This is a genomic window from Photobacterium sp. SP02 (assembly GCF_038519165.1).
GTDB lineage: Bacteria > Pseudomonadota > Gammaproteobacteria > Enterobacterales > Vibrionaceae > Photobacterium > Photobacterium halotolerans.
In genome coordinates this window covers 42,585-51,377 of record NZ_JASJOJ010000032.1, presented here as the reverse complement: position 1 = coordinate 51,377, position 8,793 = coordinate 42,585, and the positions used below count along the sequence as shown (strand labels likewise).

Annotated in this window: 6 protein-coding genes; all 6 read right to left on the bottom strand. The window is 53.9% G+C overall.

Translation table 11 applies throughout. The features are described 5' to 3' along the window. Positions 1 to 434 precede the first annotated feature (434 nt). The gene (locus P0Y67_RS14285; protein ID WP_342392404.1) at positions 435 to 2,561 is read right to left on the bottom strand and encodes a type I secretion system permease/ATPase; all 2,127 of its coding nucleotides are present in this window, start codon (positions 2,559 to 2,561) and stop codon (positions 435 to 437) included. Next, positions 2,558 to 4,492 carry a bifunctional diguanylate cyclase/phosphodiesterase gene (locus P0Y67_RS14280; RefSeq protein WP_342392403.1) on the bottom strand — a complete coding sequence of 645 codons (1,935 nt, stop codon included), beginning with the start codon at positions 4,490 to 4,492 and terminating at the stop codon, positions 2,558 to 2,560. Before P0Y67_RS14280 ends, P0Y67_RS14285 begins: the two co-directional genes overlap by 4 nt. 13 nt (positions 4,493 to 4,505) lie before the next feature. Continuing rightward, entirely contained in the window at positions 4,506 to 5,153 is a 648-nt protein-coding gene (locus P0Y67_RS14275; RefSeq protein ID WP_161442104.1) for a transglutaminase-like cysteine peptidase, read from the bottom strand. Positions 5,154 to 5,216: 63 nt separating this feature from the next. Next, positions 5,217 to 5,810: an OmpA family protein gene (locus P0Y67_RS14270; RefSeq protein WP_342392402.1), complete on the bottom strand. Its 594-nt coding sequence runs from the start codon at positions 5,808 to 5,810 to the stop codon at positions 5,217 to 5,219. Positions 5,811 to 5,826: 16 nt separating this feature from the next. Next, positions 5,827 to 7,134, bottom strand: coding sequence for a TolC family outer membrane protein (locus P0Y67_RS14265; RefSeq protein WP_161442100.1), 1,308 nt, complete (start codon positions 7,132 to 7,134; stop codon positions 5,827 to 5,829). Positions 7,135 to 7,138: 4 nt separating this feature from the next. Continuing rightward, complete coding sequence (locus P0Y67_RS14260; protein ID WP_342392401.1) at positions 7,139 to 8,509, bottom strand: HlyD family type I secretion periplasmic adaptor subunit; 1,371 nt, start codon at positions 8,507 to 8,509, stop codon at positions 7,139 to 7,141. Between the last annotated feature and the right edge of the window lie 284 nt (positions 8,510 to 8,793).

The following is an 8,793-nucleotide window of genomic DNA, read 5'->3' as shown; positions in this document are numbered from 1 at the left end:
TGTGAGCACGGATTTTCCCTCCCCTTGGCAAGGGGAGGGCTAGGGTGGGGTTCGTACGGCGTGCACCGATTTGGCATGTGTGCCCGATAACCCCTCCTAGCCTCCCCCTTGAAAAGGGGGAGGAACTGATTGAGCTTGTTGTGAGCACGGATTTTCCCTCCCCTTGGCAAGGGGAGGGCTAGGGTGGGGTTCGTACGGCGTGCGCCGATTTTGCACTTGTGCTCGATAACCCCCTCCTAGCCTCCCCCTTGAAAAGGGGGAGGAACTGACTGAGCTTGTTGTGAGCACGGATTTTCCCTCCCCTTGGCAAGGGGAGGGCTAGGGTGGGGTTCGTACGGCGTGCACCGATTTGGCATTTGTGCCCGATAACCCCCACCTGGCCTCCCCCTTGAAAAGGGGAAGGAACTGATTGAGCTTGTTGTGTCACTCCGATCTCACCCTGTTTCCATTTTTCCACCATTTAATTTTCCGTCCCTGAGTTGCTGCAGTACCTGCTCTTTGGGACCGTCGGCGACGAGCTGGCCTTGCTCCAGAACCACGATGCGATCGACGACATCCAGCATGCTGGTTTTATGGGTGAACAGGATCAGGGTTTCGTCATTGTCGAGCCTGTTTAATACCTGTTTGAGTGCCTGTTCGGCTTTGTTGTCCATGCTGCTGCTGGGTTCGTCCATAACCAGGACTTTGGGCTCGGTGAGCAGGGCGCGGGCGATGGCGATGGCTTGTTTCTGGCCGCCGGAGAGCGCTTGCCCGCCTTCGCCGACCTGACGATCCAGTCCGGCTTCATCCTGTCGGGTAAAGGCGGTGACGCCGGCCCGCTCAGCAGCTCGGAGAATGGCGTCGTCACTGACTTGCGAGCGGCCTAATGCAATGTTATCGCGGACAGATCCATAGAAGAGCATCAGATCCTGCGGCACGCTGCCGATATTGCGCCGGATGTCCGTGGGGTGCAGCTGGCCGATGTCAGTGTCGTCAAGGCTGATCGAACCTGCCGAGGGTTTGTATAGCCCCATGATCAAACGCTCTATGGTGGTTTTTCCGGCACCGACCCGGCCAATAACGGCGACTTTTTCCCCCGGTTCTATGGTCAGATCCAAGTCTTTGATTGCCATACGCTGCTGGCCGGGATACTGAAAACTGACCTGACTGAACTGAATCCGGCCCTGTAAGGAGGCGCGATGCAGAAAGCGCTTATCAGCTTCTTGCTCGACAGGTAAAGCCATGAGTTGTTCGATAATGGTCTTGGCCGATTTTGCCTGATGGTAGCGGGTAGACAGCAAAGCCAATTGCACCAATGGCCCAACCGCGCGGCTGCTGAGCATGGATACGGCAATCAGACCGCCCATGGTTAATTCACCGGCGGCAATCTGATACACGCCAAACACTATCATGCCGACTGTGACAAATTGCTGGCAGAACCCGGCGGTGTTTTGCACTGAATCGGTCAGGCGTCGCGATGTGATACTCCAGTTGGCCATGTGGGCAACCGCTTCTTCCCATTTGTACTGAAACTGGCTTTGCGCTTCGAACCGTTTGATGGTGTCCAGTCCGGACAGGCTTTCAATCAGGTTGGCGTGTTTTTGCGACGACAGGCGAGAGCCTTCTTCTATGCTTCTTCGCAAAGGCCGTTGCACCAGCAGGCTGTAGAGAATCAGCAAGGCCAGGGCGATGATGGGAATGATCACCAGCGGCCCGGCAATCAGCCAGATCACCACCAGAAACAATATCGCAAACGGCAGGTCAATCAGGGAAGTGATGGTCGCCGAGGTGAAAAACTCCCGGATCGCTTCAAATTCCTGCAGATGCCGGGCCAGCGCACCGACAGAGGGGGGCCGGGCTTCCATCCGCAGACCCATGACTTTGGCAAAGAGCTTGGCGGATATCAGAATGTCGGATTTTTTCCCCGCCACATCAATGAAATAGCTGCGCATTAGCTTAAGCACAAAGTCGAAGCCAAAGATCAGCGTGATGCCGCTGGCCAGCACCCAGAGTGAATCAAACGCCTGATTCGGTACAATTTTGTCGTAAACCAGGCGGGTAAACAGCGGGGTGGCAATGGCAAACAGGTTGATCAGTATCGAGGCAATAAACACATCGCGATAGATATTTCTCGACAGCCAGAGTGTGCCCCAGAACCAGTGTCCCTGAGTGGGTTTGAGCAACTCCGGCGACCGCTCGTCATAGCGAAACCGTTTTTTGAGCAGAAACAGGTGGCCGGTATAGCTGTCATTGAATTCTGAAAAAGAAAGCCAGCGCTCTTCGCTGTCAAACTGGGGCGATAAAACCGCCAGTTGTTGTTTTTCATGATCAATACTGACGACGACGCAGGCGTTGTTGCCTTTCAGCAGCAGTATGGCCGGTAGCAACATGGGCGGCAGTTTTTCTACCGCCAGTTTTTCTTCTTTTGCTTCAAGTCCGGCTTTTTCAGCGGCCCGGGGCAGCAGAAAGGGCGTGAGTTGCCCGTCCGGCAGTGGCAGGTCGGCAATCAAGGCATCGGGTGTGTTAGTTACCCCATAGTGACGGCTGACGTAGATCAAAGCGAGCAGTAAGGGATCTGTCATGGTGACGCCCTCAGCAGACTGTCGACCACATAGCCCTGGAAACCTCTGACTGACAGTGCTGCCAGCGTATTCATCTGTGCTTGGGTTTCAACCCGGGTGGCTATGGTCAGAATATTCTGATTATCTGCGGTCCGGGTAACCGCGCGGAGGACATCGGTTTTTATATCCTGATCTAACTGACCGGTATAGGCGTAGTCCAGTTTGACATAGTAAGGCTTAAACCGCTGCAGATAGCCAAGGGTACTGAAATGGTGGCCGTAGTTATCAATGCCGAAGCGGAATCCATAATGACGAATGATGTTGCAAAGGAGGCTGGTAAATTCAAAATGCTGAACAAAAGCAGCCTCAGGAATTTCTAACAACAGCTTGCTGCTAAGATGGCGGTGCATGGCCATAAACCCTGCCAGCCAGCGAAGAAAACCCGCAGTGCGAATGCTGCTGAGGCTAAGGTTGACGGTTAAGGGCACCAGTGAAGTATCGTCACGATAGCCTAAGTGTTTTGCCATCTTGCTCAGCACATAACGGTCAAGGCTGGCGCCCTCTTCCAGCCTATCCAGTGCGTGCAGGAAAAATTGCGCCCGGTAAGCCTGGCCCTGATGTTCAACACTGGTAAACACTTCTCTGAACAAAGACTGGTGTTTGTGATCAATGGCTGTTTGAAAGCTGAATGCCAGTTGATCTGATTTGATGGCCTGAGCAATCAGCGATTGCCATTGCTGACGGGCAAAGGTGGGTAAAGAGGTATCGTCGCCTGTGACACACAGCGGCAGGTCTGCCTGAGTGGACGCCTGATTGACGGCATTGTCTGCCGCTGCCAGCAAATCAGACACAGAATGCATCTTCTCTTTCATCACAACGGCCACGCAGCTGTTATGTTCAGCCACCCCTTCTTGCACCGGATGACATTTATCGGTGATGTCGAGCATGCGTCTGGCAATCTCTGTCAGATCCGTTCGCGACTGAGCCGGCCCGATATAGAGAAATTCTGACTGATTGAGCCTGCCCAGGGTGGCCTTCGGGGCAAACAGTGTCGTCAGTTGCCGGGATATGGCTGACACCAGGCTGTCACCGGCCCGGAATCCCTGTTGCTGGTAAGTGTCTTTAATGATGTCGGCACGTAACAAGACGATACCTCCGTGCCCCTTATCCTGAATAAGCGCAGAGAGCTTTGAGAGCAGAAAACGGCGGTTTGCCAGCCCGGAGACGGGATCCTGATAAGCCTGAATGCGAAGTCTGTCCGCTTCTTCAGCCTGTTGCCTGAAATGGTGGCGTATCTGCCGGTTCATCTGATTAAAGGCGTCCACCACATCGTGCAGTTCTTTGGTGGCAGGCAAGGGCAGCGGCGCCCCGAAGTCATGACGGGAAATGGCCTGTGCTTTGGTACGAAGCCGGTTAAGCGGTTTGCGGACAATCAGGTTCAGGCCCAGCAGTAAAGCGGCGGCACCCAGGCCGAGTATGGCGGACAAGGCCAGAAATAACTGAATGGCACTTTGCCACAGCTGCTGGTAAGCGACCGCAGGATTGCTGGTCACCGACAGCTCGGCGGTTTGCATCCAGCCACTGGTGAGTGTCACTGAACGTGTCTGCGGATCTATGGGTAGCCAGCGGCGGAAAAATCCGGGCACCGCAAAAGCCCCTGGCGGGTATTCCCTCAGAATCTGGCTTTGAGGCGTCACAATCTTCAGGGAAACCCGCTGGTAAAAACTGCCGTCAAACATGGCGTTAATCACAGATTCCGCCCCAATTAAATCGTTTTCCGCCAGATAAGGGGTTAATGCCAGACCGGCGGCATTCACGGCATTGTCTGTCTCAATGGTTTGCTGATTGAGCAGGTAGCTACGGGTATTGTGGATCTGAACCGAGAAGACGCTCACCAGCAGCAGCACAAAGACCAGTAATAACCAGAGGATGATTTGCCTGTAGAGTGTCATGCGTCCGTTCCTTCTATGGCTGGTCCAGATTGATGAGCGGGCGCGCCAGTTTCTGCGCGTCGAAGCGCTCTCTCAGGTTGGTCCAGCGTTTCAGGCGCGAAGACTTACCGGCGAGCTGTCCCTGTCCTTGCTGTTTCATCAGCCATAGCTGACTGCCGTTAAAGCTGTAGACGGGCGATAAGTCGCGACGCTCGGTAGCAGGTTTGATGTCAGGATCCAGGTTATCCAGCAGGACAGGCACCTCACCCGGGCTGGCATAGTAGGCCAATACCATGTGGAACTGATTCAGCTTGAGTGACTTCACATAGACAAGGCGCAGTTTCTGGTCATCGACGCCCAGTTCCCGCAGCGAAAAATATTTGGCGATAGTAAAGTCTTCACAATCGCCGCCTGCTGCGCCGAGAAACTCAGAGGGCGTCGCCCAGTAGTCATTTTCTCCCCAGATTTCAATATCATTCAGAAACGTGAATTGGTTAAAGAAGCGGTTGACCTGTTCCAGTTTCTGCCATTCCTGCTGATGGGATACGGAAGTCAGCAGTTGCCGCCAGGCGATCATCCGCTTGCCTGCGCGATCACCATAAAAAGCCGCGACGCGATCAAACATCGCCTGCTCCTGTTCATCGAAGGCATTGAGCGGGGGCGCAACTAAGAGCCATGTCATCAACAGCCACCGCGTCACTGGCGTGGCCAGCAGGGGGCCGGAGTAAGCCGTACTGTCATGGTGTTATTGATTCCTTGTGGTGAAGATAGTCCAGCGTTCCAGCACCCCGGCATCGGCGCCCGTCACGGTTGCCGTCACACGGCGGCTGAGGATATTGGTCTGCTCCCGTGTCTGTCCCGGTACCGGTTCATTATCCCCGAAGCCAACCGTTCTGACCCGTTCCGGCGCGATACCCTGGTCAATCAGCAATGTGCGCACATTCGCGGCGCGGCGCTTGGATAAATCCAGATTATGGGGTGATGCCCCCACAGGGCTGGCATAGCCTTTTAATTCAATTGCTGTGTCTGGATACACTTTTAAGAAGGCGGCCATTTTCTGAATCTGACTGCGAAAACCTGACGGGATGACATCAGAATCGTTGGCAAACAAGATATGCAGCTGATTGGTACGTTTGCTTTCAACAAATTGCGGACAGCCGTCATTGTTCACCACAGCCGGCAGCGGCGTGTCGGCACATCGCTCCCGCGCATTGATCACACCGTCTGAATCCTGATCCAGCAGATCCCGCGACTGCTCGGCGACGGGCGGATCCGAGACCGTGGTTGAGCAGCCCGGCAGAACGAGTGTCAGCAAGAAATACATCACTTGTCGTTGCATGTCACCTCCTTACTCGTCAGCGTACTGACTCAGCCCATTTATCCGGGATATCCACCCGCATTTCATCCAGCAATTTACCCGTGGCATTCAGGACTCGGTATCTGGCCAGAATGCCGTCGTAAAAGGCCTGCAAATAGGCTTTGCGCGCATCAAACAGTTCATTTTCCGTGTTCAGTACATCAAGCAGTGTGCGTTGCCCAATCTGAAACTGTTTCTCATAGGCGATCACGGTACGGGCCGAAGCATCGACGTGCTTTTGTAAATACTGGGTCTGGCGTTCAGAGAGTTCCAGCGCGCTCCAGGCCAGCCGGGTGCTTTCATCCAGCAGACGGTGCGCTCTGTCCCGGATATCTTTGGATTTGTTGATCTGGTAGGCAGCCCGGCGGCTTTCGGCCATGTCTGTGCCGCCGTTATACAGGTTATATCGCATGCGTAACCCGGCTTTTAATTCGTCGGTATGGCCGGGTGTGCCTTCCAGATCTTCTCCCCATTCCTGAGAGGCCTCAATCGAGAACGTCGGCCAGAAATCACCGCGCTCCTGCTTGTACTGATAATGGGCCGCATCAATATCATTGCTGGCGGTTTTCAGTGTCGGGTTATTTTCCCTTGCTATCTCGATGGCCCGATCCAGCGAGGGAGGAAGGAAATTGATATCCACTTCCGGCTGAACCAGATTGACCGGCTGTTCGCCGACTTCCCGGTAAAACTCCGTGACTTTGTCCTGCACGTTATTACGTGAAGCGATCAGGTTGGACTCTGCCCGTGCCAGCCGGCCCTCGATCTGTGACAGATCGGCGATCGAGCCAATACCGGCATCGGTGCGTTTTTTGATATCGGTGTAAATTCGCTGGTGGATCTGGTAATTCGATTCCGAGAGAGACTGCACTTCCTGCGCCTGCAGCACATTGAGGTACACTTCAGCCACCCGCAGTGCTTTGTCCTGTGCATCGGCCAGCAACTGATAGCGCTGTGCTTCGGCTTCGGACTTATTGCGCTGGATATCGTGATAGGTGATGGAGCCATCCCAGATTAACTGGCTGATACTGATGGTGGCATCCGACGGATTATAATCACCGGTGCTATTGGTGGTGTCATCGTAGTCTTCGTAGCCAATGCCGGCCTCCAGATCGACAGAAGGCAGATACTGCCCTTTTGAGGCCCGGATAGATTCAGAGCGACTCATGAAATCGTTATAGGCCCCTTTAATTTCCGGATTGGAAGACAACGTCTGAGCGACCGCCTGCTCCAGCGATTGTGCCGAGGCCAGCCCGGTGATCAGCGCCAGGGTCAGTGCAGTGCATACCTTGGTGTACAGATAGTGCATTGGTTTACTCCCTCAGGGCGGAATGGCGGGCTTTCAGTATCGGGTTCAGTAAATACTGCAACACGGTACGTTTGCCGGTGATGATATCGGCCGACGCTGTCATTCCCGGTATGATGGGCAGCTGCTCACCGCTGTTATCCGCGAGATTGTTTTTTTCTGTTCGAATTTTTACCTGATAAAAACTGTTGCCTTCTTCATCCTGAATCGTATCGGCGCTGATTTGCTCCAGTGTGCCCTCTAAACCACCATAGACAGTGTAATCATAAGCCGAAAATTTAATCATTGCCTTGAGACCTGGGCGTAAGAAGCCAATATCCTGTGGCAGCACTTTTGCTTCGATCACCAGGTTATCTTCGGTCGGTACGATGGCGACTATGTCCATGCCGGGTTGAATCACACCGCCTATGGTATTGAAATACAAGGTCTGCACCGTGCCATTGACCGGAGAGCGTACCAGGGTGCGCTGGACTTTATCCTCTAAACCGACGCTGGACTGGTTTAGTGCATCGCGCCTGGCGGTGGCCTGATTGAGATCGGCCTGAATGTCAGAGCGAAATTTGAGGGCGACATCCAGACGTTTGAATTCAGCTTCCCGGATGGCCGCTTCAATGACGGGGATCTGCAGCTCGGTAGAGCGCATTTCTTTGCGGGTATCGTTGAGCTGGCGTTGCAGTTTCAGCAGCTCTATTTCAGGCACCACACCTTCATCGGCCAGTGGCTTGGTGATTTTGTATTCCCGGCTGGCCAGGTTGTAGCCTTGCCGTTGCCCGCTGAGCCGGGAGCGGGCTTCAATCAGTTCCTGCTGCTTTTGTTGAAGTTGTTGGGTGGCAACGGCGAGCTGGCTTTCAAGGGTCGACAGATTATCGCTGTATTCGGCCTGCTGACGATTCACCAGATCCGGATACGCGCTGAGGAAGGTGTCAGGAAAAACCAGCGGCGGGCGGGATACTGACACGTTTTTTTTTGTCTGATTAACAGTGACATTATCGAGCAAGGCATCAAGCCGGATAGCATCGGCCTGTGCGCTGGCCAGCTCCTGCGCCCTTTCATTGAAGTCGGACTGGAAACGGGTGTCATCAATCAGCAGCAGGGGTTGATTTTTTTGTACCTGTTCGCCTTCTTTGACCATCAGCGCTTTGACGATGCCGCCTTCCAGATTCTGTACCACCTGAAGCTGGGAAGAGGGGATGACTTTGCCGCTGCCAGTCGTCACTTGCTCCAGCTGCGCGCGGGATGCCCACACACCTGCCACGATAAAGAAAATGACAATCACCCAGAGCATAAGCCTGGCGCTGCCCGGTGTGTTGAGCAGCAGGGCGGCGGTTTTATCATCCACAAAATCAAGGTGCTTGCGGTTCACTGACGGCGTCTTCATCGTTGTCGGCGCTCTTGCTGAAGCTGCGAAAATGTCTCAATAGCAAGACTGGGAACAATTAACCCGGTTTAACACTCAACTTCTCGACCCGACTTCAGTAGTTTGGGTATCAGTCCTGATTCAACATCGCGGAAAGTGCGATATTAACCCACTGAATTGCTCGGTAATGACAAGGATAGAACAAGAAAAAGTGATGTGTATCACTTCTATTCTACAATTCTTAATTATCAGATGAGGAACACTGACCCGCCAGTGAGCCAGCGAATGGGAAGAACCCGTTGCTC

Excerpts from the sequence above, each read along its gene's own strand:
- P0Y67_RS14285 (WP_342392404.1), bottom strand. The coding sequence starts at position 2,561 with ATGACAGATCCCTTACTGCTCGCTTTGATCTACGTCAGCCGTCACTAT.
- P0Y67_RS14280 (WP_342392403.1), bottom strand. The coding sequence starts at position 4,492 with ATGACACTCTACAGGCAAATCATCCTCTGGTTATTACTGGTCTTTGTG.
- P0Y67_RS14275 (WP_161442104.1), bottom strand. The coding sequence starts at position 5,153 with ATGACATGGCTCTTAGTTGCGCCCCCGCTCAATGCCTTCGATGAACAG.
- P0Y67_RS14270 (WP_342392402.1), bottom strand. The coding sequence starts at position 5,810 with ATGCAACGACAAGTGATGTATTTCTTGCTGACACTCGTTCTGCCGGGC.
- P0Y67_RS14265 (WP_161442100.1), bottom strand. The coding sequence starts at position 7,134 with ATGCACTATCTGTACACCAAGGTATGCACTGCACTGACCCTGGCGCTG.
- P0Y67_RS14260 (WP_342392401.1), bottom strand. The coding sequence starts at position 8,509 with ATGAAGACGCCGTCAGTGAACCGCAAGCACCTTGATTTTGTGGATGAT.